Source organism: Oleiphilus sp. HI0067 (assembly GCF_001635735.1).
Genome location: NZ_LWFI01001033.1, coordinates 1 through 26175 on the forward strand (window position 1 = coordinate 1; position 26175 = coordinate 26175).

Annotated in this window: 27 protein-coding genes; 11 read left to right on the forward strand and 16 right to left on the reverse strand. The window is 44.7% G+C overall.

Features of this window, described 5'->3' with window-relative positions:
* The coding region (locus A3739_RS13950) for a DUF3450 family protein (RefSeq protein WP_156502594.1) at positions 1 to 414 on the reverse strand (414 nt) is incomplete at its 3' end.
* 171 nt (positions 415 to 585) lie between these two features.
* Here A3739_RS13950 and A3739_RS13955 point away from each other — a divergent pair.
* Positions 586 to 1695: a polyamine ABC transporter substrate-binding protein gene (locus A3739_RS13955; protein WP_068481006.1), complete on the forward strand. Its 1110-nt coding sequence runs from the start codon at positions 586 to 588 to the stop codon at positions 1693 to 1695.
* Positions 1696 to 1760: 65 nt separating this feature from the next.
* Here the strand turns inward: A3739_RS13955 and A3739_RS13960 are convergent, their stop codons facing one another.
* Positions 1761 to 2672, reverse strand: coding sequence for a DUF1295 domain-containing protein (locus tag A3739_RS13960; RefSeq protein ID WP_068481003.1), 912 nt, complete (start codon positions 2670 to 2672; stop codon positions 1761 to 1763).
* Between the two features lie 187 nt (positions 2673 to 2859).
* Between A3739_RS13960 and A3739_RS13965 the strand changes: the two genes are divergently transcribed.
* Positions 2860 to 3735, forward strand: a complete 876-nt coding sequence (locus A3739_RS13965; RefSeq protein ID WP_068480999.1) for an alpha/beta fold hydrolase — start codon at positions 2860 to 2862, stop codon at positions 3733 to 3735.
* Here A3739_RS13965 and A3739_RS13970 read toward each other — a convergent pair.
* Complete coding sequence (locus tag A3739_RS13970) at positions 3732 to 4061, reverse strand: DUF1330 domain-containing protein (RefSeq protein WP_068480996.1); 330 nt, start codon at positions 4059 to 4061, stop codon at positions 3732 to 3734. The two genes, A3739_RS13965 and A3739_RS13970, sit on opposite strands and share 4 nt — an antisense overlap.
* Positions 4062 to 4283: 222 nt before the next feature.
* Here A3739_RS13970 and A3739_RS13975 point away from each other — a divergent pair, with 222 nt between their 5' ends.
* Positions 4284 to 4943 (forward strand): OmpA family protein, encoded by a 660-nt coding sequence (locus tag A3739_RS13975; RefSeq protein WP_068480993.1) that lies wholly within the window; start codon positions 4284 to 4286, stop codon positions 4941 to 4943.
* Positions 4944 to 4977: 34 nt separating this feature from the next.
* Here A3739_RS13975 and A3739_RS13980 read toward each other — a convergent pair whose 3' ends face one another.
* Positions 4978 to 5979, reverse strand: a complete 1002-nt coding sequence (locus tag A3739_RS13980; protein ID WP_068480989.1) for an AraC family transcriptional regulator — start codon at positions 5977 to 5979, stop codon at positions 4978 to 4980.
* Positions 5980 to 6164: 185 nt separating this feature from the next.
* On the opposite strand from A3739_RS13980, the gene A3739_RS13985 reads away from it, so the two are divergent.
* Positions 6165 to 7829, forward strand: a complete 1665-nt coding sequence (locus A3739_RS13985; RefSeq protein ID WP_068480986.1) for a GMC family oxidoreductase — start codon at positions 6165 to 6167, stop codon at positions 7827 to 7829.
* Between the two features lie 144 nt (positions 7830 to 7973).
* Here the strand turns inward: A3739_RS13985 and A3739_RS13990 are convergent, their stop codons facing one another.
* The 6 genes from A3739_RS13990 to A3739_RS14015 all read right to left on the reverse strand — a co-directional run bounded on the left by A3739_RS13990 (position 7974) and on the right by A3739_RS14015 (position 13630).
* A complete protein-coding gene (locus A3739_RS13990; protein WP_068479992.1) occupies positions 7974 to 8870 on the reverse strand; it encodes a 3'(2'),5'-bisphosphate nucleotidase CysQ in 897 nt (298 codons plus the stop codon).
* Positions 8857 to 9852, reverse strand: a complete 996-nt coding sequence (locus A3739_RS13995) for a phosphotransferase (protein ID WP_068479989.1) — start codon at positions 9850 to 9852, stop codon at positions 8857 to 8859. The genes A3739_RS13990 and A3739_RS13995 overlap by 14 nt, the downstream gene beginning before the upstream one ends.
* 19 nt (positions 9853 to 9871) lie before the next feature.
* Positions 9872 to 10489, reverse strand: coding sequence for a LysE family translocator (locus A3739_RS14000; protein WP_068479993.1), 618 nt, complete (start codon positions 10487 to 10489; stop codon positions 9872 to 9874).
* A 113-nt stretch (positions 10490 to 10602) separates the two neighbouring features.
* Positions 10603 to 10965: an amidohydrolase family protein gene (locus tag A3739_RS31175; RefSeq protein WP_197472323.1), complete on the reverse strand. Its 363-nt coding sequence runs from the start codon at positions 10963 to 10965 to the stop codon at positions 10603 to 10605.
* Positions 10949 to 12136: an amidohydrolase gene (locus A3739_RS14010; protein WP_068501769.1), complete on the reverse strand. Its 1188-nt coding sequence runs from the start codon at positions 12134 to 12136 to the stop codon at positions 10949 to 10951. Before A3739_RS14010 ends, A3739_RS31175 begins: the two co-directional genes overlap by 17 nt.
* 264 nt (positions 12137 to 12400) lie before the next feature.
* Positions 12401 to 13630, reverse strand: a complete 1230-nt coding sequence (locus tag A3739_RS14015) for an NADH:flavin oxidoreductase/NADH oxidase family protein (protein ID WP_068480980.1) — start codon at positions 13628 to 13630, stop codon at positions 12401 to 12403.
* A 171-nt stretch (positions 13631 to 13801) separates the two neighbouring features.
* Here A3739_RS14015 and A3739_RS14020 point away from each other — a divergent pair, with 171 nt between their 5' ends.
* Together A3739_RS14020 and A3739_RS14025 are read left to right on the forward strand one after the other, a co-directional pair.
* Positions 13802 to 14437 carry a MarC family protein gene (locus A3739_RS14020; RefSeq protein WP_231876520.1) on the forward strand — a complete coding sequence of 212 codons (636 nt, stop codon included), beginning with the start codon at positions 13802 to 13804 and terminating at the stop codon, positions 14435 to 14437.
* 105 nt (positions 14438 to 14542) lie between these two features.
* Positions 14543 to 14896, forward strand: coding sequence for a hypothetical protein (locus A3739_RS14025; RefSeq protein ID WP_068501772.1), 354 nt, complete (start codon positions 14543 to 14545; stop codon positions 14894 to 14896).
* A 39-nt stretch (positions 14897 to 14935) separates the two neighbouring features.
* On the opposite strand, the gene A3739_RS14030 is transcribed toward A3739_RS14025, so the two are convergent.
* Positions 14936 to 15946: an aldehyde reductase gene (locus A3739_RS14030; protein WP_068501775.1), complete on the reverse strand. Its 1011-nt coding sequence runs from the start codon at positions 15944 to 15946 to the stop codon at positions 14936 to 14938.
* 481 nt (positions 15947 to 16427) lie between these two features.
* Between A3739_RS14030 and A3739_RS14035 the strand changes: the two genes are divergently transcribed.
* Positions 16428 to 17198 carry a hypothetical protein gene (locus A3739_RS14035; protein ID WP_068480973.1) on the forward strand — a complete coding sequence of 257 codons (771 nt, stop codon included), beginning with the start codon at positions 16428 to 16430 and terminating at the stop codon, positions 17196 to 17198.
* Between the two features lie 223 nt (positions 17199 to 17421).
* A complete protein-coding gene (locus A3739_RS14045) occupies positions 17422 to 18768 on the forward strand; it encodes a hypothetical protein (protein WP_068480967.1) in 1347 nt (448 codons plus the stop codon).
* Positions 18769 to 18793: 25 nt separating this feature from the next.
* Here A3739_RS14045 and rbsK read toward each other — a convergent pair whose 3' ends face one another.
* The 5 genes from rbsK to rbsD all read right to left on the reverse strand — a co-directional run bounded on the left by rbsK (position 18794) and on the right by rbsD (position 23606).
* Positions 18794 to 19720 (reverse strand): ribokinase, encoded by a 927-nt coding sequence (gene rbsK / locus A3739_RS14050; protein ID WP_068501778.1) that lies wholly within the window; start codon positions 19718 to 19720, stop codon positions 18794 to 18796.
* A 10-nt stretch (positions 19721 to 19730) separates the two neighbouring features.
* Positions 19731 to 20609 (reverse strand): ribose ABC transporter substrate-binding protein RbsB, encoded by an 879-nt coding sequence (gene rbsB / locus A3739_RS14055; RefSeq protein WP_068478945.1) that lies wholly within the window; start codon positions 20607 to 20609, stop codon positions 19731 to 19733.
* A 69-nt stretch (positions 20610 to 20678) separates the two neighbouring features.
* A complete protein-coding gene (gene rbsC / locus A3739_RS14060; RefSeq protein ID WP_231877081.1) occupies positions 20679 to 21638 on the reverse strand; it encodes a ribose ABC transporter permease in 960 nt (319 codons plus the stop codon).
* A 2-nt stretch (positions 21639 to 21640) separates the two neighbouring features.
* The gene (gene rbsA / locus A3739_RS14065; protein ID WP_231877082.1) at positions 21641 to 23224 is read right to left on the reverse strand and encodes a ribose ABC transporter ATP-binding protein RbsA; all 1584 of its coding nucleotides are present in this window, start codon (positions 23222 to 23224) and stop codon (positions 21641 to 21643) included.
* Positions 23187 to 23606 (reverse strand): D-ribose pyranase, encoded by a 420-nt coding sequence (gene rbsD / locus A3739_RS14070; RefSeq protein ID WP_068501781.1) that lies wholly within the window; start codon positions 23604 to 23606, stop codon positions 23187 to 23189. The genes rbsA and rbsD overlap by 38 nt, the downstream gene beginning before the upstream one ends.
* A 214-nt stretch (positions 23607 to 23820) precedes the next feature.
* Between rbsD and A3739_RS14075 the strand changes: the two genes are divergently transcribed.
* The 3 genes from A3739_RS14075 to A3739_RS14085 are packed head-to-tail and all read left to right on the forward strand — an operon-like array spanning position 23821 to position 26151.
* Positions 23821 to 24228, forward strand: a complete 408-nt coding sequence (locus A3739_RS14075; RefSeq protein ID WP_068478953.1) for a PA2779 family protein — start codon at positions 23821 to 23823, stop codon at positions 24226 to 24228.
* 13 nt (positions 24229 to 24241) lie between these two features.
* Positions 24242 to 25255 carry a PA2778 family cysteine peptidase gene (locus tag A3739_RS14080; RefSeq protein ID WP_068501785.1) on the forward strand — a complete coding sequence of 338 codons (1014 nt, stop codon included), beginning with the start codon at positions 24242 to 24244 and terminating at the stop codon, positions 25253 to 25255.
* Positions 25256 to 25266: 11 nt separating this feature from the next.
* Positions 25267 to 26151 carry a hypothetical protein gene (locus tag A3739_RS14085; protein WP_068501788.1) on the forward strand — a complete coding sequence of 295 codons (885 nt, stop codon included), beginning with the start codon at positions 25267 to 25269 and terminating at the stop codon, positions 26149 to 26151.
* Positions 26152 to 26175: the final 24 nt, after the last annotated feature.

Here is a 26175-nt window from a genome sequence, read left to right on the forward strand (position 1 = left end):
TAAAGCCTGAAGTCTTTCTTCACGCTTGAACGGTATCGATTGAGCAATTTGATCGTTAAGATCTTGGACGGCACGCTGCATCACTGGAGCAAGTTGATCACTTGTAGAAAACTTTTCTTCGTTTTCGACCTTTAACTTATGAAGCTCACGTTGAAGGTCTTTGAGGTTCAAATCTGCGCGACTGATCTTCACACTCATATCCGCTTTCTGATTTGAATACGCGTGCAATTGGTCGTTATAACTTGCTTTAGAAAAATTTATTTCATCGTGCAAACTAGCAATCTGCTGACGAATCTCCACGAGTTCTTGCGATAGGTTTTCTAAGGATTGAATATCGGTATTTGCGGCAAGACCTGAACTTACCGCCATGAAAACACCGCATGCTGCGAAGCGAATATGATTAATGACTTTCACTGGACTGACTCTGTTTTTATGAAAAGTCGAAGTCTAAGCAGCAGTATTTACATTTTTCTTACAGAAACTTTTCACTAATGTTTCAGGTCGCCCTTCAATACCTATTTGTCGTAATTGCCAAGAGTCTGAACTTGACTATGCTGTAGTGATATTTAAAGAGAGGCCACTCACATGATCGCAAAGTTACACGTACTAAAAACACTGACTGCCGCTAGCGTTCTAGGCATTTTCGCATCGTCGGCTGTAGCCGAGAAAAAAGACGTATTTTTCTATAACTGGTCGGATTACATCGCCGAAAATACGATAGAAAATTTTCAGAAAGAAAGTGGTATTAAAGTTGTATATGACGTGTTTGATAGCAACGATGTGCTCGAAGCAAAGCTTCTCGCGGGACGAACTGGGTATGATATTGTTGTACCATCTGGCGATTTTATGGCGCGTCAAATCCAAGCAGGCATCTATCAAAAGCTAGATCTTTCGAAGATCCCAAATGCAAAAGGCCTCGACCCTCAAGCCATGAAAATCATCTCAAGCCTAGACCCAAACAACGAACACGCGATTCCCTATATGTGGGGCACCACAGGGATCGGCATTAATGTAAATATGGTCAAAGAACGCCTAGGCGAAGACTTCCCTTTAGATAGCTGGAATTTGATTCTCGATCCCGAAGTATCGAGCAAGTTGGCCGACTGCGGCATCACCATTTTAGATGCATGGGATGAGTTTGTTCCTTCCGTCTTGAATTACCTTGGTGAAGACTCTCAGAACCAAAACGCTAAACTTTTGAAGTCTGTGGCAGAGCCTGCTTTGAAAAAGATTCGCCCAAATATTCGCTACTTTCATTCCTCTCTTTATATTAATGACCTAGCAAATGGTGATGTCTGTGTTTCTGTTGGTTGGTCAGGCGATATTCTGCAAGCCATGGATCGCGCTTCAGAAGCAGAAAATGGTGTTGAAATCGCTTATATCATTCCTAAAGAAGGTGCTCCAATTTGGTTTGATTTAATGCTGATTCCTAAAGATGCACCCAACGTAGATAACGCTCATGCACTGATTAACTACTTGATCGATCCAAAGGTTATGGCGGATATCACTAATTATGTGTGGTACCCGAATGCGATACCGGCATCAAAAGAATTTATCGATCCTGAAATCGTAGAGGATGAATCAATCTACCCACCACAAGCGGTGCTCGACAAACTCTTCCCTGCACCGATTAATGGCCCGCGTTATGACCGCGCAGGTTCACGCATGTGGTCAGCATTTAAAGCCGCGAAATAAGCTGTATCAAACTGGGGTCAGACTACTTTTCTGACCCTAATTTTTTGCCCCCAACTTTTTAAAGTCTATCTATTTTTAGGAAACCACGGAAAGAACATGTTGGTTGTGTCTTGGTATTCCTTGTACCCCGCTCGGCGTTGTACAGAATAATACTCCGCTGGCTTTGCGCCAGTCAGGTATACCAAAGTGATGTACAACATTACCGATGCAAACAATGCGCAGATACCTAAGCTAATCCAAACTAACGGCGTCTCTACACTTTGAATCGCCAACCAAGATGGCACAGTCGCAACGACAATCCCCGTCCAAACTAACCACTCAGAAAAGTAGTTAGGATGACGGCTATACTTCCACAAACCTATATTGCAAACGCCTTTTGGATTCTTTGAGATAAAATACATCTTCTGCCCATCAGCGACAGATTCGCAAAGATAAGCCAAGCCCCAAAGACCGAGCCCAACATATTCCCACATACTAATTCCTTCAATTGTGCTTGTCGCAATTAAGAAACCGGGAACCGCCAACACAGTCATATTGGCAAAGCCTTGTACGACGGCCTCACCCAGCATGTGTGCATTCGTGAATTTGGAACCGCTCTGATCAAGCATAGTGCGGCGATAATCGTAACGCGGGAATTCATATTTGAAGATCACACCCGTGGTTTTAGCCATGGTTAGAGCACCTAAGCCCATACGCAATCCGATAAACAAATACACCGCACCGACCACAGTTTTTCGCACAGGGTCTGCATCGCCCATCATCAAGATATGCGCGCCAATTAAAGCGACCCCAAAAGGCCATGCAATATCAACGAAAGACATTCGCTTGGTGATCAAAAATGGAATTACGACCACGCAGAAAAACAACACGCCCTGGGCAATCGCATTCGATACCAGCATGTCATATAGATTACTTTGAGATGTCCCGAGAATCACCGCCAAGAAGGCAAAGAAAAGAAGATTCAGACCAACAGCCATTGTCTACTCCAAATTTTATAATTATTAGAAGGCTTCGTAAGCGCACTAAGACTAAACCTTAGCTGCTTCTAATACGACCTAAAAAATGAAAATGACCATTCCAGATGGGGATATCACTTGCTCTTCGAGCAAAGTGATAAGGATAATGTTCGGTTTGGAATAACATGTAATCAAAAACTACAACATTATGTCGAGCATCATCGAGCTAGCACCCCCAACAACCAGAACCACTGTCATTGTTGGCTTAAAAATTCGCTACGACTATCGTGAGGGAACAGGTAAACCCATCGTGTTTCTGCATGCCACGGGCTTTAACAAAGCGGTTTGGTATGAGGTGGTAAAACACCTCGAAAACCCAGTTTACCTTTTTGATACTCCCGGACATGGGCAAAGCGAGCATCCAAATGATGAGTTTCAATGGGATAGAACTGCGCATTGGCTAGCAGAGATTATCGACACATTAGGGATTAAAAATGCACTCGGTGTAGGCCATTCGATGGGCGGCCAGTTAATGCTCTCTATCGCACATGACCACCCTGCAGCCTTTGATCAACTGCTGCTATTAGACCCTGTAGTACTGCATGAAAACGCACTGCAATTTCTACAATCAATGACAGACCATCCCGTTGCAAGACGTCGCAATGAATGGGAATCGTCAGAAGAGCTGAACGAGGTATTTTCAGGGAAAGCGCCTTTTATTAGCTGGGATCAACAAGTACTCATCGATTATTGCAATCAAGCCTTGAAGCCAGTAGCAAAAGATAGCGGATACAGTCTCGCCTGCACACCATCCCTAGAAGCTTGTGTATATCGCAATTTAGGGTCTGATCTACTTTTAGATAAGATCAGAGACATCAACACTTCGACGCAGATTATTCGCGCTCGCGCTAAACGCAAGGATGACCATCCACTAAGCTTTGAGTTCTCCCCAACACGAGATGATCTTGTTGAGTTACTGCCAAATGCTACGGACGAACAACTTACAGATTGGAATCACTTCTTTCCTATGGAGAAACCTGAGTGGTTGGCGCGACGAATTAAAGAATTGCTTGGCAGTCATTAAGTCTGATCATGACTTAGCAAGGGTCTTAAATCGTCCAGCTTATCAAACAAATGCCAGATATATTGATCAGTTCCATTCACTCTGTGTGGATGTAAATCTGCTAGCGCGGGATCATTTCGATAATGATCAAAGGCTTCTTTAGTTTCCCATTCAACCAATATCATCGCCGTGCGCGGAGAGATATCGCCCTGTATAGATTCACGAAATTTTCCGAGCGAGACAACACGCCCACCATGCGACTGAATCTCTTTCGCTGATCGTCGCGCGTAGGCTTTGTATTCAGAGGCATCTTTAATATTGAAAAGGTTGAGTGCATAAACCGGCATACGTATCACGTCCTACTATTTGTTTTGGCTTAGTGTATTGCAAACTCAACTAAGCATCTCTACTTGATTAGCGTTTTGAGAAACGTTCAAACCTCAGATAAATCGTGGCGTCAAGCACATACTCCATAGAACACCTATTCGTTCAAATTAACCAGAAAAGTCCTGCAAAGCAGTTTGGAGCAATCTAGGGTAAACATAGGTCTCTGATAACTAGGAAGAAGTATGCAAGTAGTATTCAAAATGTTCGTCGCTTCATTGGCATTCGCCATCATCACAGGCTGCGCAACGCGCGATGCTTACATGGGTGAAGAAAAAACCTCTAACGCAACATTAGGTAGTGTCATTGGTGCGGTGAGTGGTGCAGTCATCGGCGCTGCGACGTCTAGCAAAGGTGATAGAAAGAAAGGCATTTTAATTGGGGCAACTGCTGGGGCTTTAGCCGGAGGTGGTGCCGGTTATTATATGGATCAGCAAGAAGAACAATTGCGCAAAAAACTCGAACGCAGCGGAGTACGCGTTCAACGAAATGGGAATGAAATTACTCTCATAATGCCCGGCAAGATCACCTTCGATGTATCTAAATCAAGTGTGCGACAGAACTTCTCTGAAGTGCTCGATTCTATTGCGTTGGTGCTAAAAGAGTTCGATAAAACAGCGATTGAAATCACTGGTCATACCGACTCAACAGGTTCCGCATCGTTTAATCAAACCCTCAGTGAACAACGTGCAGACTCGGTGAAAGCACAACTTATAGCCCGCCAAATTTCGAGTGGCCGCGTGCACTCAAAGGGATTAGGTTTTCGTGCTCCGATTGCAACGAATGATACGGCGCAAGGCCGACAAGAGAACCGTCGTGTTGAATTAAAGTTGCTTCCGATTTAAAACAACCGTGCCCTCTTCCGCTGTTGATTGAGGGCTAGTGTTTATTATTACCAAATGACTTTGGAGAATAGCCATGCCAGCGTTTGAAGGCATGGCTAAAGTTTGCGGCGTCGCTATATCCTAGGCGTTCTGATATTTCTTCTAGCGTCATATTTGTACTGTTCAAATATTTAGCAGCAAGTTCACTTCGAAACGTATCCAAAATACTTTGATACGATTCCCCTTCATTCGTTAATTTTCGTCGAAGCGTTCTTGAACTCATAGTCAGTGATGCCGCGCATTCTTCCATATCGGCGCGATAAAGCGGTGTAGAAGACAAATACGCCAAGACTTGATCTGCGATGCTGACCTCCTCTCTCAATTGAGGTCTAATCTTCTCTAATTGCTCCATGCATAACTGCATCGCCAATTCATTATGCTGGGGTAGCTCTTTGTGCAATTTTTCACTGAAGAACAGAATTTCATTATGTGGCTGATCAAACAAAACGCGACAAGAAAACAAGGACTCGTAATACGATAAGGGTTTTGTCATCGGGCCCGAAAAACGAATTTCATCAACCGGCGATTCATCTTGCAGCAAAACACGAAATAGTACGAAGGACGCAGATATATCGCGCTCTATCATGGGCATCTGAAGATCACCAAGATCTCTTGCCTGTGAAATTCTCAAGCCGGAATATTGATTATCTTCAACCAATACAATGCGATTGTAGGTATAGGTGAAGTCAATAAACTGGATTCCAAGATCAATTGCTTTGCCGAACGTAGAGCTGCTGATCAGCGCAAGTCCCCATACACCATAGCTCGGTAGATTTAAGTTGAATCCTGCCTCAAGCAGAGCATTTGAATCTTCAGCTGCAGATAATAAGTTACGATAAAACTGCAACTCTTCTTTTGATGAAACAGTCTCTTTTGGATTCGCCAAACGCGATTCTTCAATACCAGTATTATCTAGCAGTGTTGATCGACCATGGCCCTTCGACTCCATCCATTTCAGCATTTCCACCAAGCCGATGATCGAATGACGGACATCCATAGTGAACACCTATCAATATTATTATTTGGCTAAGAGCATAAGACCTATGTCCGAAATTAACAAACAAGTTTTCCAGATCGAACATGTCTAAGAGGCCTAACTATTTATTAAGCTATCTAATCAAAGAACCGAGAAAAAACGAATACAACCCTATAAGACGACTTCGTCACGAATGAGGTAGCCACATGAATAACAATAATTTCGATTACATCATCATCGGTGCAGGATCCGCAGGGAGTGTGTTAGCACATCGATTATCTCAAGACCCAAATAATTCGATACTCGTTTTAGAAGCCGGTCCCGAAGACAAAACACCAATGATCAAGATTCCAGGTGCCTTTGCCTACTTCATGTATAGCCGCAAATATAACTGGCTATACGACTCTGAGCCAGTTCCGGACATTCGACATGGTAAACCTGTTTTTTGTCCCCGCGGCAAAACACTGGGCGGCAGCAGCGCAGTGAATGCGATGGTATATATTCGAGGACATCGCTCTGATTATGATCACTGGGAAAGCCAAGGAAATCCGGGCTGGGGCTTTGACAATATGCTGCCCTACTTCAAGAAATCAGAAACCAATGAGCGCGGCGGCGATGCCTTCCATGGCGACAAAGGCCCTTTATATGTATCGAATACTCACAGTGCCTACCCGCTAAATGACTGCTTTATAAAAGGTGCTGAACAAGCGGGCTATCCGGTTACCGATGACTTCAATGGACCACAATTTGAAGGTGCAGGCTATTACCAATTTACGATCAAGGATGGTGAACGTTGTGGCGTCTCACGTGCCTACTTAAAACCGGCACTTCATCGAAATAACCTGTCTGTGGAATGTGAAGCCTTTGTCGATAAGATCCTCTTCGAAGGTAAAACTGCTGTAGGCGTCGCATATACGAAAAATGGTGTGAGTCATGAGGTGAAAGCCAATAAAGAAGTCTTGTTATGTGGCGGTGCGTTCAATTCACCACAGACTCTTATGCTCTCTGGAGTTGGCGATAAAGAAGAGTTAGCGCAGCATGGCATCCCAGTTGTACATGACCTTACTGGTGTCGGTAAAAACTTGCAAGAACATGTCGATGCTTGCGTATTAGTGAAGAGCAAGAAAAAAGACGGGTTCTCCACCACACCAAGCGGCCTGTTAAAAATGCTTCCCGATGTCTTTAAGTATTTTGGTTCGAAGAAAGGAAACCTAGCTAATTCAATCACACAGGCTGGCGCGTTTTTGAAATCTAGCCCAGAAGTTGAAGTACCTGATATTCAAATGCACTTTGTGCCTTTATTGTTTGATGATTGCGGGCGTGACTTACGCTTACTCAGCCAGCATGGATATACCTTGCATGTCTGTGTTTTACGTCCGGAAAGTCGCGGCACTGTCAGTTTGCGATCTGCTGATCCGCGAATGCCAATCAAAATCGATTTCAACTTCCTAACCCAAGAGAAAGACATTAAGACCTTGGTCAACGGGATAAAAGTAGCGCGCAACATTCTCAAAGCCAAAGCTTTTGATGAGCACAGAGGTGAAGAGATTCACCCCGGAGCAGACGTCACATCAGATGAAGCGCTCCTGCAAAAATGTAAGGACCGTTTAGGCTTGGTGTATCACCCATCAGGAACCTGCAAGATGGGTCATGACCCGATGGCCGTGGTAGATAGTGAATTGCGTGTTCACGGTATTAAGAACCTGCGCGTCATTGACGCGTCAATCATGCCAACCGTCACCAGCGGCAATACCAACGCTCCTGTAATCGCAATTGCAGAAAAAGCGGCTGATATTATTTTGTCACCAGCAACGAAGACAACACAGGCTTCGGCGGATAGTGAAGCAGCCATCGCAGAACCGGTTCTTTAATTAAGTTGTCAGTATGTCCGTAGCTCTTCAAATTGATCAGTCGATAGGCAACACGCCTATCGACCATATTCCTCATGATGACTTAACTAAGGGAAGCTAAACGAGAATAAAATCTTGCATCATGATTTGTTCTCCACTACTCCGCTAATACGGTTCATTCCCTAAATAATCAGCCAACTCTGCTATCTGTTCATTCGATGCGAACATGACGCCGCAATGATGCATGTAGGTACTACCGGGAGGATTGAAGAAAAAGTCTTTACCAGAAAAGTCTTTGGCGTAAGCGCCCAGCTCACTGAAGATGCAGGCAGTCGCGGCGAAGTCCCATGCGCTGCCACCACCAGTTTTGACACGCGGCGGTTTAAAATAGGTCGATGATGGAGTCTGCAGAACAGCAATCGCGCTCATCACACCGCCGGCATCGCTAAAGCGCTCAACCTCGTTATAGCCTTTATTTTCCGCCCACTGTTCAAGCTTTTGCCAAGCCTGCGCGAAGGCCTCACTCTCTATAAAACTGCAGTCCAATTGAACATTTAAAGTCTTGATTTGCCCTGTGTCAGGAGCACTAGCACTGAGCGTCCAAGGCTTTCCGTTGTAGCATGCGCCCTGTCCTTTAACAGCAGAATACAGGTCTCGCTTAACTGGGTCGTACACTACGCCAATCACTGGCTCGCCCTGTCGAGAGATCAAAGAAATAGCAACTGAATAACCATGCACTTTTCGAGTAAATGCAAGCGTGCCATCTAGAGGGTCAACACACCAGAAATAATCTTTCTCGAGTCGAGCGCCATCGTCTTCAGTCTCCTCGGTAAGCAGTGCAAAATCATAGCGTTCTGCACTTGCAGCCAGCTTGCTTCGAATTAAGGCATCGCATTTAAGGTCAATCTCGGTCACGACTTGCGTGGCCAAACTCCCGCCTGTGTCTTTATGCTGTACATCGATTTCACGCGTAGCACCCGCAGCAATCACCTCTCCCGCAGCCAGGGCTGCATCACAGGCGACCTCAAGTAAATGCAGTAAATCAGCTTCAGTTAAGTTCATCTACAACCTCTTTACTTAGGCGTTCGCTGTACGAATTAATTTTCCAATGACCGGGACTCCAACCTTTCACAAAGCGATGAAAATCAGCCCACGCATACTTAAACAAAGGACGCCATGAAGCTTCGATTTCTTGTACAGAGTATCGCGCCAAATGCATTGCAGAGTATCGATCAAGCGCGTCAGCCAAAGCCAAAAAATAATCATCAAGTAAGGCTGCCTCATACTTTTCGCAGTCATCTTCGTAGAGACATGAACCGATGAAGTAAGCTAGATCTTTCATGCCACACCCTGCCCCGACATATTGAAAATCAACCGCCGCAACCTTTGCCCCATCTTCAGAAAAACAGAAATTCGCTAGCTTCGCATCACCATGAAGTAGTGTTTGAAAAGGGCTTGCTTTGAGCTTTTGATCAATAGCTCCAGCAGCACGTTTTAGCGCCAGATCATCCAGCGCATCTAATTCATCGGGACGCGTTTCAAGATGCCAATACGTACCTGACGGCCACAAGCCTTGTGGCTGAACACCCATAAATCGCGCATGAAAATTAGCAAGCCATTGAATACATGGCTGCATTTGTTGATAAGTTAATGAGTCAAAACGTCGCGAAAAACTCACGGCATTTAGATCTTCTAGAATGATCAAATACTCAGCGTCAGGATCAAGCTTCGACTCATCAATAGGGAACGTTCGAGGCACTTGGCAATAGTCATCACATTGCCCAGCAAAATGCTTATACCAATTCGTTTCAACTTGATAAGAACGCACTTTGCGTTCATGCGATCGATTGGTATTCCATCCTCGCGGGTGCGCAATATCATCGGGAAGAGTGACGTGTTTGACGATCAAACTGGGTAGCTCTCCACCATCAAATCGATAGCGTTTGATAGCACCATAGCCACTCCATAGGCTCTGTACTTCTTCAACAGAACAAACGCTCTGCGATCCAGCAATAGTGAGTAGTTGTTGCTCTAAGGCATCCACGTAAACGGTCAGTCCCTAACTAATTCTTCGCAAACAAAAATGCACCGGCACCCATCATCATGGAGCCAGCACTACGATTCAAACGTTTAACAGCCAGTTCAGACTTAAACCACTCGCGCGCTTTTGCCGCAAAGATCGCAATCGACATCATTCCGATCATCAACGCAAAAAGCGTCAGAACAGATGCCAGAGCGATATCTGCACCGGTTAACACCGTCAAATCCATAAAGGTTGGCAAGAAGGCGATGTAAAACAGAATCACCTTTGGGTTAGAGGCAGAAATCAAAAAGCCTTGAATAAAACTTGCGAGTGCATTCCGTTTTTGACCGGTCGAATCTTCAGGGTCTAAGACAAGGGGTGCATTCCACATCTTCCAACCGAGATATACCAAGTACACCGCACCAACGATACGGATGACGGTAAACACCTCACTCCATTTAGAAGCAATCACTGCCAAACCTAAACATGCTGCAATTAGATATAAAATATCACTGATCGTCATGCCTAGAGCCATAGCAAAACAAGAGCGAGAACCTTGCGCAAGCGCCTTTGCCATCAACGCAAATACACCTGGCCCTGGTGTGACACCAAAGACAAGAACCGCAAAGAAAAATGCCAATGCGCTTTCAAACGTCATCTCTTCACTCCAATATAGCGAAAACTTTAGAAAAGATATTAAAACACAAAAGCTCGGTTAGACCTTAGGTGACACGCAATTAAATCATGCGTTTGGAGAGAGGGTTTTATCTATCACTCGGCCCGTCTGTAGACAGTTCTACCATCCTTTATCGTTTCTAAAACTTGAATGTCTTTTAGAATTTCCGGTGAAAGCTCTAAAGGGTTTTGGTCAAGGACGATCATATCGGCACGTTTACCGACACTAAGAGTGCCTTTGGTATCTTCTTGAAACAACATGTATGCCGCATGTTCAGTCACACCTTTTAACGCAACATAAGGACTAACACGTTCATCTTTGCCGATCACTGCTTCTGAACGCGCTACCCGATTTACCGCGCTGTGAACACCTAGCATTGGATTGATCGGCGTAACGATTTCATCTGAATGGTTTGTAAACTGAATCCCTTTTTCGTGAGCGTTATGAATGGGGCTCAAGAAAAAAAGCGCGTTCATCTTCTAAGTTTTCGCGATGCACATCACCCCAAAAGAAAGCGTGATTCGTAAAGAACGAAGGCAACATACCGTAGTCACGATACTTGTTTAACTGATCTTCACGCACAAACTGCGAATGCACAACGACCGGTCTGCGATCGGCATCCAATGGTTGACCAAGACGCTTCGACTCTTCTTCATGTGCTCTTATCACCATGTCGATGGCAGCATCGCCATTCCCATGCACAAAGATCTGAATACCCTTCTCATAGGCTAAGCCAATTAGTCGATTCAACTCATCCTGTGGACCATGAGGAAAACCTACACAGTCTTTTTCGCATCCAAATACTGACGTTAAATATGGTTGAGTGAAGTAAGCCGTTTTGCCCTGTCGCGAACCATCACCAATCAGTTTTATACCTTGAACCTTGAGCCCATTCTTATAGGTCTTAAATTCAAGATCATCGTTCTTCAGGCTCGCATATCCATGCAGTGTCACAAGATCAAAATCGAGCTTTTCTTCTGCAGCAAGACTCCTGAAAAATGCCATGCTAAGAAGGTCTGTCATGCCATCTTGTGCCCTGGTCACACCAAAAGACAAATAGTGCTCCTGTGCTTTTGGGAATAACTCAGCTTTCTTGCCTTGAAACTCTTCGATAGCCTTGCCTGCAAAATAGTACATTGATATTTCTTGAACGAGGCCAGTCGGCGTTTTGCCATCGTCGAAGCAAATAATTCTTCCACCAATCGGATCTCTCGTATTCTCATCGATACCACCTTGTGCCAATGCCACAGAATTGGCCACACCCATATGACCACTCACATGCTGGAGATACACCGGATTATTCGGAAATGCTTTATCTAGCTCTATCTTGGTGATGTGCTTGCCTTCAGCTAGTTGGGTTTCGTCATAGCCCCATGCAAATATCCACTCGCTCAGCTTAATACCGAATGCATCGCGGTAGTTTTCTAAGGCGACAATGATGTCTGAGAAATTAGTGACCGTTCCTGCCGGAGGTGGCGCCACGTTGGCTTGCCCTATCGCACTAATCATCATTCCAAAATGACTATGAGGATCAATAAACCCAGGAAGCAAAAGCTTTCCTTTCAGGTCTCGTGAACTGGCCTCGGGAAAGTTTGTCTTTGCTTGCTCAAGATCCCCTGACGAAAACAATCACACCATCTTTGACGACGAGCGCTTACACGAAGCTTGGTGACTTCCCTTCCATAGTAAGAATCGGCCCGTTGCTAAAAAGCATCCATTTGTTTGCTTCCGCACCACGATCATCAGCTACCGTGGTGGAGGTCCATATAAATAGACACAAGCAGAAAAAGAAAAACGAGATGCTCTTAAGATGCGATGAACTCATGAGGCCAGTCCTTAGTTTATTATCATTGGCAGTCATGTAGAGCATACGCTTCAATAAAACCTTTGGTTTTAAGCGCTGATTCTGGCGTTATAACGCTTCGTCATGCGTGCAAAACGCACTCGATCTTTGATTAGAGTAAACAGCGGTGAAACATCGGCTTTAGGTGCTTTGCCCTTGCCTAGACGTTGCAACTGTCGGCGAACAATCGCCATGGTCGCCAAGGCGGAGATCGCCTTATCGCTAAAGTTTGGTTCAGGCATCGAGACCGTTTTATTCGGATCGGTTTTCCAAATATCAGGCAAGCGCGGCTCTAGAGCAAGACCAGTCGCGATACCAATCATATCGATACCCGCCTCAAGCACCGATTCTGCCACTGGTTTGCGTTTAATACCGCCTGTCGTCATTAATGGCATCTGGGCAACTTGTTTTAGCTCTTCGGCAAATTCTAAAAAGTAAGCTTCACGAGCAAGTGTTCGTCCATCGGCTGTACGACCTTGCATGGCAGGGCTTTCATAGCTACCACCAGACAACTCAACTAAATCAATCTTTTCATTATTGAGCTGTTCAATCACATAGCGTGCATCATCTTCAGAGAAGCCACCACGCTGAAAGTCAGCGGAATTGAGTTTAACCGACACCGCAAACTGATCAGAAACAGCAGCACGCACCGTACGCACGGTTTCAAGCAACATACGAGAACGGTTCTCTATACTGCCGCCCCATTGGTCTTGTCGTTTATTGCTTATCGGAGATAAGAACTGAGAAATCAAGTAGCCATGCGCGGCGTGAATTTGCACACCCGAAAAACCCGTTTCTTCAGCGCGACTTGCCGTCAATGCAAAGCGTTGAATAATGTCGTCAATCTCAGCCTCGGTGAGCGCTTTAGGTTTCGCGATCATATTTGAGCGTTTACCTAAATCAACCTGAATATCTGAAGGACTCAAGGCTTTTCCTTTCAGAGCCGAAAAGACCTGTCGGCCAGGATGATTAATCTGCATCCACGCTTTCGTGTCATTCAATTGCGCTATGTGCGCCCATTGTTTAAAAGGCTTAAGCGGCGCATTTGCGTCTAGTACGACGCCTCCTGGTCCCGTCATCGCATGACCATCTACCATCACGTTCCCTGTTATCAACAAACCCGTTCCGCCAAGTGACCATTGTTTATATAAACCCAACAGCTGTTTACTTGGATTACCATCGGCATCGGCCATGTTTTCTTCCATTGCCGCTTTTGCAATGCGATTTCTGATCACTTGGCCACAAGGAAGAATTAGAGAAGAATAAATAGTTTCAGTCAAAACACAGTACCTTAAAAACAAAGCTATAAAACTAGGCAAAAAGGTTACTACTGTTCGTAATCACCTTGTTAGTTAGTTAAGTACATAAGTTTTATTTTTATGGTCAAACAACGGACTTGATCAAAAGAACAGCTAAGCATGGCTAGATCTAAAGACCAAAACTTCTTACTCTTGAATAAAGATAATTCAAAAGAGGCTGAAATGAGCGCGCTACTAGAACATACGATATCGGTTTTCATGGCCTTTTTTGCAATCATGAACCCCATCGCCAATACAGCTGTTTTCGCATCACTCAGTGAGCACTTGAGTGATGAAAGACGAGTGGGTTCTGCAAAACGAGCGATTATGCTCGCGTTCATCATTGTGAGCGCATTTGCAATCCTCGGACAATCTTTGTTTGAGCTGTTTGGCATCTCAATTACGGCCTTCAGGCTGGCCGGGGGGATTCTAATCTTCATCATTGGATATCACATGCTGAACGGGCAAAGCTCTCATCTGCATAACAACGAAGAGGCGTCCCTTGATGACATTTCCATTTCACCATTAGCAGTTCCAATACTTGCAGGGCCCGGCACTATCGCCACTGCAATGAATTACTCAATGGGTTCTTGGGAAGAAGCGCTTATTACCGTTTTCGCTTTTTTTCTGCTGTCTCTCGTGACATTGGCTTGCTTCATTTCAAGTAGCAAAATCTTAAAAGCACTAGGCGAGGATGCGCTCAACATTATCACTCGGCTTATGGGGCTTATTCTTTGTGTCATCGGAATACAAATGTTTATCGATGGCTATTTGAGCATCCATGCATAGCTCATTAACAAGGAATCCGATTATGAGAAAATTCTTATCACACTGCTGATCTCACTTTTTCTTGTAGCGTGCAGTACTGGTTCTCAAGTTGTTCCGAGCGATCATTTGGAAGCGGGTCCTGAGATTGAACGCTTCACTGGGACAGTTGTGAATATCAAAGAAGTAAATACGAAAGCCACGTTTGGAAAACGTTTTGGTGGTGCATTCTTAGGCGCGCTTATTGGTGGACAAATTGGTGGTGGCACAGGCGAAGAGATTGCAGGTGTTACAGGTGCGTTTTTAGGGATTGAGCTGGCGAACGACAAATACGGCGACACCATCGATCATGTTTTCTTAAAAGCCAAAGACGGCAGTGAATACGATTGCTACGTTGAGCTGAACGGCTTTAAGGTGGGAGACGCTGTTGAATTTACACTCGTGTCGGGGCATGTCTCTGCGATAGTTTCCACTTCACCCTGATCAGAATAGGCGGAGCAAATCACTCCGCCAAAGGAATAACTATTTCGCTTTAACAACACCTAAATTGATTAGGCTTTCGGCACCAGCAAGAATCGCATCTTCTGCAGTATGAGGCGTCCAACCAAGCGATAGTGATGCAGAGTTGTCTGCCTTCTTCGTTTTACCCCCCTCTCCTTTCACCATCTCCATGTCCTTCACCACATAAGACAATAGATTTGACAGTAGCTCAGGCAATTCAAAAGTAGAAACTTTATTGTTGGGATAAGCGCCCTTGAGAGTCTTGGCAACATCTTTAAACATCACCCAACCGTTTGCGCCAATAAATCGCTTGCCTACCGCTTCTGGTTTTTCGTAAGCCAAGCGATGCAACGTCGCGATATCGCGCACATCAACAGCCTCAAAGCCAATCTTTGGCACCATTGGGTAGTTGCCGCTGAGTAATTCTACGATTAGTTGTAACGAGGTTCCGTAGTCACTCTCCAGTGCAGGCCCTAATACAAAAGCAGGTAAGACAGTTGATAGCTGAATATCGGTATCTTTTACGTAGTCCCACGCGGCTTTTTCAGCTAAGGCTTTACTCTTGTAATAGGCCACATCGGTCGCTTCTACATTGGTCCAATCTGCCTCAGAGAAAGTACGATGCTTTTCCTTATGCCCAAACATCACCGCAGCAATCGATGAGGTCAACACAACGCGTTTAATACCGGAATTGTTTGCCGCTTTTAAAGCATTTAAAGCGCCATCTACAGCGGGACGAATGACTTCTTCATGATTCTTCGGCTGTTGCAGCGGAACTGGCGACGCGAGGTGAAACAAACCATCACAGCCTTGCGCAGCCTCTGTCCATCCGTCTTCACTAAGAAGATCTGCTTGCGCAAATTCAATGCTATCGGCCTTGTCTGTGTACTTCGCAAACATGGCTCGAAGTGCTGGAACTTTATCGGGATTACGCACAGTGCCGCGCACTTGGTAACCATGTTCTAAAAGATCAAGAATACAGTGCCCAGCAATAAAGCCTGACGCACCAGTGACAAGAATTTTTTGTGGCATGAAACTACCCTAGTTGAAGCGAGTTTTAATTTTTATCTGGCGCTAATACTAAGGCGAAACACAAAGATAAGTAAGTAGGTGAAGAAAAGAGAAAATTGAGAGAAACGGCTGATCGCTGCTTTACGCGGGCCTGCAACGATTATTCAGCGCGCTTTAGAACGGAGTTATAAAATCCTATTAACTTACTCCTTACACAGTATGCAATTCCGTCATTACTAAATTTTACAGAGCCATATATGCAGAGCATTTATTGAACGACTACCCTCATTGGCATGCCAGAAACGGTTATTTTGTATTTTGTCGTGAGAAGTAAATCAGTATGCATTTCACCCAATCAACTGCCCGACTTATCTCTGTAATACTTAGCATTATGTTCATTACCGCTTGCTAAAGCTCATCTAGATCCGGTGATCGTCAATCAACAGGGCATAGCATTCACGACCAATCCACAAGTAACGGTAATGGAACCTCTGCTGTCACCTTGGGCAATTTTGGCTTTACTACTTCTCAGTTTAACTTCGTCGATGATGGTTCGGCATCTGCAACAAGCGTGCAGCTGCTTAATCCAGTGGAATACAATATTGGCTCTCCTGTCTCTCGCTTCGGCATCGATAACCAATATATGTTCGCCTATGCCGAGAATAGCGCTTTCGATACAGAACTAATTAGTTACTCATTAAAAGAACGAAAAGTCGTCTCGACGAAAAAACCCGACAACTACTTCTCTGGTTTCAATTTAAACGGCGCGATCATGACTTCTGATGGCATGGAAGATCTTAATTTCTATCAAACTGCGAACGGACAAATTACCGATAATTTTTATCACGTCGCCTCGGTTAACGGCTCTATATTTATTGGCGATGTGTTTATGGATCACGATCAACTCTATGTAAAAGATCCATTTGGTCTGCTGACCATGCCAATATCAGACACCACAAACATCCAAACACTCACAACAATCAATGCCGTTGAATGGCGATTCACTGCGGACAACCAATATGTATATATCGCCGCTGTTGGTGAGGTCGGCATACTCGATACGGAAATTCATCGAATTGACAAAAGTAATTCAAGCATCATCAACTTCTTCACGATTCCTGCCGTGCAAGCGGGTGGCATTGCGGTCGACTCAAACCATTTATATGTAAGCAGTAAAGATGACAATAAGGTCTACGTGTACAAAGTGAATGACGACTCAGCCCTTGGCAGCATCGACATTACCTTATCATTCATACGTTTATTTCGAATTTAATACTTTTGAACAGATATAAGTGAGAGCAAGATCGAACCAAACGCACCACAGGCGCTCGTAAACTGATAGGGAAAAATCAGGCTTTGACTTGTTTTAGGGCGAGTATTGTTTGGCTTTGAAATGTGAATGAATGCAAGCTTGGTGTTACTTTGGGACACTCGTACCATCACCGAGGCAAAGCTATTCATATAATGCAGTTTTTTAAAATAAGACGAAAAATAAGATGTTCTCAATAGAAAAGAAAAACCAAGCGACTTGGCTTCACTGCAAAATCAATGAACAAGACGAAATCATTAAATTTGCTCCCTACACCCTAAAAAGCGAACGTTCCGAGTATCAAATCGAACAAGAATACGGGTTGAATGAATACGCTGAGCTCAGCAAGGATTTCGTTGATTTTGAACCGGGAAGCACTGAGGAAATACTCTTATCTTTCGTTAAAACAGGCGACCCGTCTCTACTTGAAAAGGCCGAACTAATTCTTTGTGATCGCCCTAAGAAGAATAATATTTCGCGGAACCTCGCAATCTTCGACCCTAAAAGTGGTCAGTTATATTTTATTGGTGGTTTAGGCCTTATTAGTCCCACCGAAGATCACACCACATTCGTTCTTAAAGACCCTTTATTAGGTGAGTTTTATGGCGAATACCAAGAAGAACGCGGGAACCCCGCAGGCGGGACACAGTACTTCAGCGATGAAGGAATCAAAGGTTCTATTAACAGATCAATCGTAGGCACACTGGAATACAACACTGGCTTGTATCATGCCGAGAGAAAAGCACTAGAAAATGAAAAGCTAAAAGAGAAAGGCTTAAACTGTCCTAGCTTCATCGCTGCTGGAAAGATTCTCAATTACGAAAATGGCAAATTTGGTTTTACTATTTATCGTAGTAACTTAACGCCGGACTACATGTTGAATCTTGGTATCTATGTCAATGAGCAAGGGCAGCTAAAGAAAAACTACTTAGACTATTTGGCCTCTAAATATTCGCAGCTCTACACGCTTCATAGTGATATTGGCGAATCTCATGGACAGCCATCACTGACCAATACGCTTGGCGAAATAGACATTAATCAAACGAACAATAACATTCGTTGTCAGATTAAAGATTTTGAAACGAACCATCCGCTCCCGACGAACACTGATTTGATTATCGAAGAAGGAATTAGCCCCATACCGTGCGGTTGGTATACAAAAAAATCTCCTGCAGCTGGCGCACAACTGTATGACCTTCAGCATGCTCTGCTGCAAGAGTTGAATGTGCTTGCACTCACATTGAGTTCAATCCAACATCCTCAACAGAAGTTCAATTATCTCGCGCATCAATGCGCAACGATATTGCTGCATGCTAGTACACAATACGCAATATGTTCCGAGGAAAAGTCACGAGAAGCGATCCAATTTGCGATTGATACCTTCATTGAAATTCTGAAGAAAACGCAGTCGTTCAGTCACTATAACGAAGTCATCTCAGGAGTATTTACACACAAATTGTTTTCGTTGAGCGATGCATTTTCTGAACAAGTCAAAATCTACGCCGAAGAAAAAGAACCTGAGGTTGTCGCTTAACTAATACAGCGGTGAGATGATGTGATTAAGACGCGTCTATAAATGCGTCTACTTTAGAGCGTTCAGGTATCGATGTTTGCGCGCCGAAACGCGTCACTGAAATCGCTGCAGCAGCATGGGCAAAACGAATCGCTTCATCGATCGTTTTGCCTTCTAACATGGCCGTCACTAACCCCGCGTTAAATGTGTCACCCGCAGCAGTGGTATCAAGAGCTTGAACACGAAAGCCTGCAATCAACTCACTCACCACCGCATCACCTTTCATGCTTAACCAAACACCTTTTGCTCCCAAGGTAATTAGCACGCAATCAATACCTTTTTCATGAAGCACATTAGCTGCTAATTGTGCTGATAAATCATCCGTCACGCTAACGCCAGTCAGCACCTCTGCTTCGGTTTCGTTAGGCGTAATGATATCGACACACGCTAACAATTGATCATCCAACGCTTGTGCAGGAGCTGGGTTTAAAACAACTTGTGTTCCGGCAGCATGTGCCGCTTGAACAGCGCGTCGAACACCATCCATCGGAGTTTCTAATTGGAGCAATAAGGTATCGGCTTGCGTAATCGTTTCAATATTCAGATTCACAAGTTCTTCGGTCAGCGCATCATTTGCTTCAGCGGATAAACAAATACTATTTTCACCACTATCAGCCACTTGAATCATCGCGATGCCAGTTGGTGTTTGGAGTTGGACATGCAGCTTAGAAATGTCGATACCATCAGCACGAAATCGGTCCAACATATTTTGACCAAACGTATCATCGCCGACCGAAGCAATAAAACAAACATCTGCACCTAAGCGCGCCGCAGCAACTGCCTGATTTGCGCCCTTCCCTCCGGGAATCACTTGGTAATTTCGCCCAAGCAAGGTTTCACCTGGGCGCGGAAAGGAAGGCACTTGCAATACATGGTCGGCGTTCACACTTCCCAGAACAACAAGCTGCGACATCTGTAATCCCTTACTTAGAAATAATTTTTAATGGCACCGCGACGGTTTTCTCTACTTGCTCTCCGTTAAGAGCTTTTACCGCCATTTCAACGCCAAGCGATCCAATTAAATCTGGTTGCTGAGCGACAGTTGCACCTAATAGGCCGCGGTTTACAGCCGCTACGCCATCGTCTGTTCCATCAAATCCAACAATTAATACGTCTTTGCCTGCCGCTTGCACCGCTCTTAATGCACCCAATGCCATCTCATCATTCTGAGCAAATACTGCTTGTACTTCAGGGTTGCCTGCTAACAAGTTTTCCATCACATTCAGCCCCTTGGTGCGATCAAAGTCTGCTGGCTGGCTAGCGAGAAGTTGAATGTTGCTAGCTTCAACCGCTTTCATAAAGCCCTCGCCACGCTCGCGCGCTGCCGAAGTACCTGCTAAGCCTTCAAGCTGAATCACTTTTGCGTCTGCACCAACTTTATCAACAATAAACTGCCCAGCCATTTCGCCACCAGCAACGTTATCAGAGGCAATATGAGTGACGACTTCTCCGCGCGAAGCGCCACGATCCAAGGTTAACACGGGGATTTTGGCGCGATTAACCATGCGAATAGCATTGGCCGCCGCGTCTGAATCTGCTGGATTAAGTAAGATTGCTTTCACCCCACGAACCGTCAAATCTTCAATGTTCGATAGTTCCTTGCTTGGGTCGTTTTGTGAGTCGAGCACGATGAGTTTATATCCCAACTCTTTTGCCTTGGCTTCAGCGCCGTCTTTCATCGTCACGAAGAAAGGGTTGTTTAAGGTGGAGACTACAATAGCCAGTGTGTCAGCTGCCTTTGTCATCATAGAAAAAGAAGCCAACACCAATAAGGTTGAAACAAGAGTAATCAGTTTTTTCATCTTTATGTCCTTGGTCTTGTGTGATCGAGACAGCACATTTCGACTCGTTATTACGTCATTAACAACAGATTATTTACTTCGATTATCCACGAGTACCGCCAGTAATATTACGACTGCTTTTGCAATCATTTGATAGTACGACGAGACATCTAAGAGATTCAGAGCGTTATTTAAGAAACCGATAATTAGGGCACCAATCAGAGTCCCTATAATTCGGCCCTTGCCTCCCATTAAGCTAGTTCCACCGAGTACCACTGCGGCAATAGCATCTAACTCATAACCCATACCAGCTGTCGGTTGCGCAGAAGATAGCCGCGAGGTAACAATGATGCCGGCAAGTGCTGCGAGAAAACCACAGATCGCATATACACCGATTTTAATTCGATCAATATTGATACCAGATAATCTTGTTGCCGCCTCGTTGCCGCCAAGGGCATAAACGTAACGGCCGAAACGCGTGTGGTTGAGTACATACCAACCAGCACCAAAAACGACGACCATAATCCAAACAGGAACAGGAATACCAAACGCATAGCCTGTACCGAACCAAGCAAAACTATCGGCAGTATCAGTAAAGCCAGTTGAAATGGGTCGACCGTCGGTATAAACCAAGGTTACGCCGCGCAGCAAGGTCATAGTCACTAAGGTTGCTATGAAGGCTTGCACCCTCCCCTTTGAAACAATCACACCACTAATAGCGCCGAGCAGTGCACCTGCGAGCAATGACGCAGGAACTGCGATCATTACCGGCACCTCTAAACCAATCATGCTCGCACAAATAGCACCACATAATGCGAGTACCGAGCCCACACTTAAGTCAATGCCAGCGGTCAGAATCACAAAGGTCATGCCCACTGCGATAATCGCGTTGACAGATGTTTGGCGTAAGATGTTGAGTAGATTATCAACCGTAAAGAAATTCGGGTTTAGAAAAGACACCACTACAATCAAGAGCAATAAAGCGATTAATGACTTCTGCTCAATCAGCCATTCTTTGCTGAAAATTTTGTTACGCACCGCATCGACCACGTTTATGCCTCCACTTCCGCTGTTGTCGCTTGCTGTTGAGTTTGACCCACCGCACATGCCAAAAGTAACTCTTGATCAGCCTCTTCAGCCTTGAACTCACCAGTCAGTTTGCCTTCATGCATTACCAAAATTCGATCACTCATACCTAGTACTTCTTGCATTTCGGACGACACCAAGATGATGCTCATACCCTGCTCTTTAAACTGGTTAATGAGTTGATAAATCTCTTTCTTCGCGCCCACATCTACGCCACGTGTCGGCTCATCCAGGATAAGCACATCGGGTGATGTCATAAGGCCTTTTGCAATCGATACTTTCTGTTGGTTTCCGCCAGAGAGATTACCAATCATCTGCGACTGGCTTGGCGTTTTCACATTGAAGGCTTTGATAAACTCATCCACTTGCGCACGTTCTTGTGCCGTTTCGATGCGTCCTGTTTTGGTTAAGTCTTTTAAAGAAGACAAGGTCATGTTTTCTTTCACCGATAGGCACAACACTAAACCGTCTGCTTTTCGATCTTCAGAAATGTAAGCAATTCCTGCCTCAAGTGCTTGCTGCGGACTCTTTGGTTCGACCACTTTGCCATTGAGCTTCATTTCACCAGCGTTTTTAGATTCAGCACCATAAATGGTTTTCATTAATTCAGTTCGCCCAGCGCCCATTAGACCAGACACACCTAAAATTTCGCCTTTTCTTAACTGAAAACTTATATCTTTGATATAAGCGCCGCTCAAACCAGAAACTTCAAGACAAACACCATCGTGCTGTACAGGAATCCTTGGATATTGTTCTTCCAACTTACGGCCGACCATTAGTTCGATCAATTCATCTTCATTGGTCTGTACCACCAAAAGTTCCCGAATAAACTTGCCATCTCTTAGCACCGTAATGTCGTCGCACATTTCAAAGATCTCTTTAATCCTGTGCGAGATATACACAATGCCGCATTGCTGCGCGCGTAATTCATCAATGACTTTGAAAAGAGATTTGGTTTCTTTATCGGTAAGAGCATCCGTCGGTTCATCCATGATGATCACCTTGGACTCAAACGAGAGCGCTTTGGCGATTTCGACCATTTGCTGTTCGCCAAAACGCAAGGTGCCTAGCAAGGCTTTGGAACTGTATGGAACATTTAAACGCGCCAAGAGCTGATCGGCATGTTCAAACATTTTCTTCCATTGAATTTTGCCAAAGGCATTGGTCGGTTCGCGTCCTAAGAATATGTTTTCGGCGATGGTTAGCTCGGGAACGAGATTCAATTCTTGATGGATAATACTGATCCCCACTTCTTGCGATTCACGTGGACCAGAGAAAGAAACCGTTTCGCCTTGATAATGAACGCTCCCACCGTCAGAGCGGTAGATGCCAGTTAGCACTTTCATCATTGTGCTTTTTCCTGCGCCGTTTTCACCCATTAAGGCCATCACCCGCCCGGGGTAAACACTCAAACAAGCTTTATCTAAAGCTTTCACTCCAGGGAAAGACTTCTCAATATCTTTCAGTTGTAAAATAGCCTCAGTCATCATCCCATCCCTAAGAGCGCTGCACTCAAAACACAACGCCTGATTGAAATATGACATTGGCATATGGGCTGCACTCGCCCGTCCGAACGACCGCTAAACTATCGCAACTTATGTCTTTGAACTCCTCATGACTAACATAATGACGAGAAATATCAGCGCCTTGATCACGCTCTGCATCATCAAGTAAGCCTTCCAAAATCTGGTGGGCAGAAGGGTTATGCTCTTTTATTTCATGCGCGATGAACACCGCCTCGACTTGCAGTTCCGATAGAACCGTTCGCACTGTATCCTCAAAGCTCGGTACGCCATGCGTTAATGCCAAATCGATACGTTCTACGTCATCAGGGATCGGTAAACCGGCATCGGCTATCGTCATTTCATCACCATGTCCCATACTGGCAATGAGATGTGAAACGTCAGAGTTAAGAAGAGCGCTTTTCTTCATTATGTTTTCCCAAGCAAGCTTTTTTGCGCCCTTAAGCGTAGTCGTTAGTTTTTGTATTGCTTAGCTCTTACGTAAAAATTTGTTTGAGAGAATTTTCGAGAGAGTTACAAACGAAAGATCCTTAAAACAACGAAACATATTTCATCTTTAATTCGCACCTCAGCTGACTTATTCTAGGACGCTATAACAAAACAAAAGTCTATCAAGGTGATTTATGTCGTATTTTCGCTCTCTTAGTGTTCGCTCAGTTCGGGCTCTATGCCTTCTTCTTATTGTCTCGTTTTTACCGCTTTCCACAGCAACAGCAGGCATGGTGGGAACGGATCAAATTATTCAGTTACAAACAGCGGAAATTGAGCGCAGCCAAATTCTAGATCGCCTTCAAGCAGATGATGCGAAACAAGCGCTAGCGGCACTTGGTGTCGACGCGGCTGAACTAGAGCAACGCGTCGCAAACATGACAGCAGAAGAACTCAGTGCATTTAATGCACAAATTGACGAATTACCTGCTGGCGGCATTGGTGTATTCGCTTTAATTGTCTTCGTTTTATTGCTTATGATTGTCTTGGACTTACTCGGTACAGTCGATTTCTTCCCCGCAATTAAAACGATTCAGTATTAATCAGTAGGCTCCAATGACCTTAAGCCACCCCTCTTACGCCAGCTTAAAGCTGGCGTTTTTGATTATGTTCTTGAGTGCAGTAATAAGCGGTTGTGCTAGCTATCCGCAGTCTCGCGCACTTATGTCTGAGATAAGCTCTGACATTCCCCGTCAGCATCAACTTGATGTGCCGTTTGTCACCCAAGAAGATTATTTCTGTGGCCCAGCCGCGCTGAGCATGATGCTACAAGCTCAAGGCTTGAACCCTGAACTCTCAACGCTTGTGAATATGGTCTACGTGCCAGAGCGTCAAGGAAGCTTTCAAATAGAGCTTAAAGCTGCAGCTCGCCGCTTCGAGTTAATTCCCTACGAACTCGCTCCAACTATGAAATCCGTATTTCACGAGGTTTCTAGGGGCAATCCAGTTTTAGTGCTACAAAACCTTGCGCTCGGAAGCCATCCTGTATGGCACTACGCTTTAGTAGTTGGTTATGACCTTGATGATAAAACAGTGACTTTGCACAGTGGGCTCGAAGCAAACACAACTATTGCTCTTGGCACATTTGAACGCACATGGGCCAACAATGCGCCGAGTTGGGCGATTGTCATTTTGCCGCCGCACAAAGTCCCCGCCACGGCGTCACCATTGCCTTATCAAAAGACCCTAGAAGAACTTATTGAAGTTGGGCAGACGTCCACTGCCGTGGATGCGTATTACCATGCAAAGGAAGTATGGCCCGGGCAAAGCACATTCAATTTTGGTTTGGCCAATCTGCTCTACCAGCTCAATGAATTCGAAGAAGCACAAACCATGTATTTAGAAGCCATCCTTAAAACGCCGAACATCGCAAGTTATTGGAATAACTTAGCCTATGCCTTGGCAGAGCTATCTTGCGACAATGCAACTCAAGCAGTGCAATGTGCTCTCGCACTCGCGCCAAAAGAACAGAACTTCAAGAGCTCGAGCAAAGACATTGAAGCGATGCTAAACGCTAATTCTGAACCAACCGTGCAGTGCGCAGTACTTCCGAACTGTCCCATTCAGTAGTTAAGATTCATATGCGAACAACATCAAAACCCTTAATACTCATCCTCGCCTTACTGGTATTTAGTGCTTATTCATTTGCGGATGAATCTACGATTGAATGGTCACCGAGCTTTGAAAAGGCAAAGGTGCTCTCGAAAGTACGATCAAGCAAGTTGGCTGAGCTTTCAGGTTTAGTAGCAAGCCATAAAAATGAAGGGCTCTATTGGGCGCATAACGATAGCGGCAATGACCCAAGTATCTATTTACTTGATCCTTCAACGGGTGAAGTCAAATTAGAGGTTGAATTAAAAAACACAAAAAACAAAGACTTTGAAGACATTGCGATCCAACAGATCCAAGGTAAAACCTATATCTTGATCGCCGATATCGGCGACAATCGCGCTGTTCGCTCAGAGCTATTTATCTACCGCATCCTAGAGCCAAAATTTGAGACTGATAGTATTATGCAGCTCGCGCCAGAGCGAATGACGCTTTCTTATCAAGAGGGCCCGCGCGATGCAGAAACCTTAATGGCCGACGGAAAAAACGTGTATCTACTCAGTAAACGAGAAGACAACAACCTTCTTTATCGTTTTGAGTTTAAGGGCAATTCGTCGCTGACTGCAGAATCCATTGGCAAGATCGCGATAAAAAACATTACGGCTGGAGACATCCGAAATGGTGAGATCGCCCTACGCACTTACCCGCAGATTTATTTTTGGCCCGTAAGTGATTTGAGTGTTGAAGAACGCTTACTCACGATTCCACCACAATTATTAGACACAAGTCCTGAACCACAGGCTGAAGCCATTGCCTTTACGCAGGAAGGCGATTTGATATCGATCTCTGAAAAACCGTTCTTCGTTTCTCAGCTCATTAATTTTTATAAGAGAACTAAAAGCGATGAGTATGAGTAAATAACCCTAAGCAAATTCTAAGCA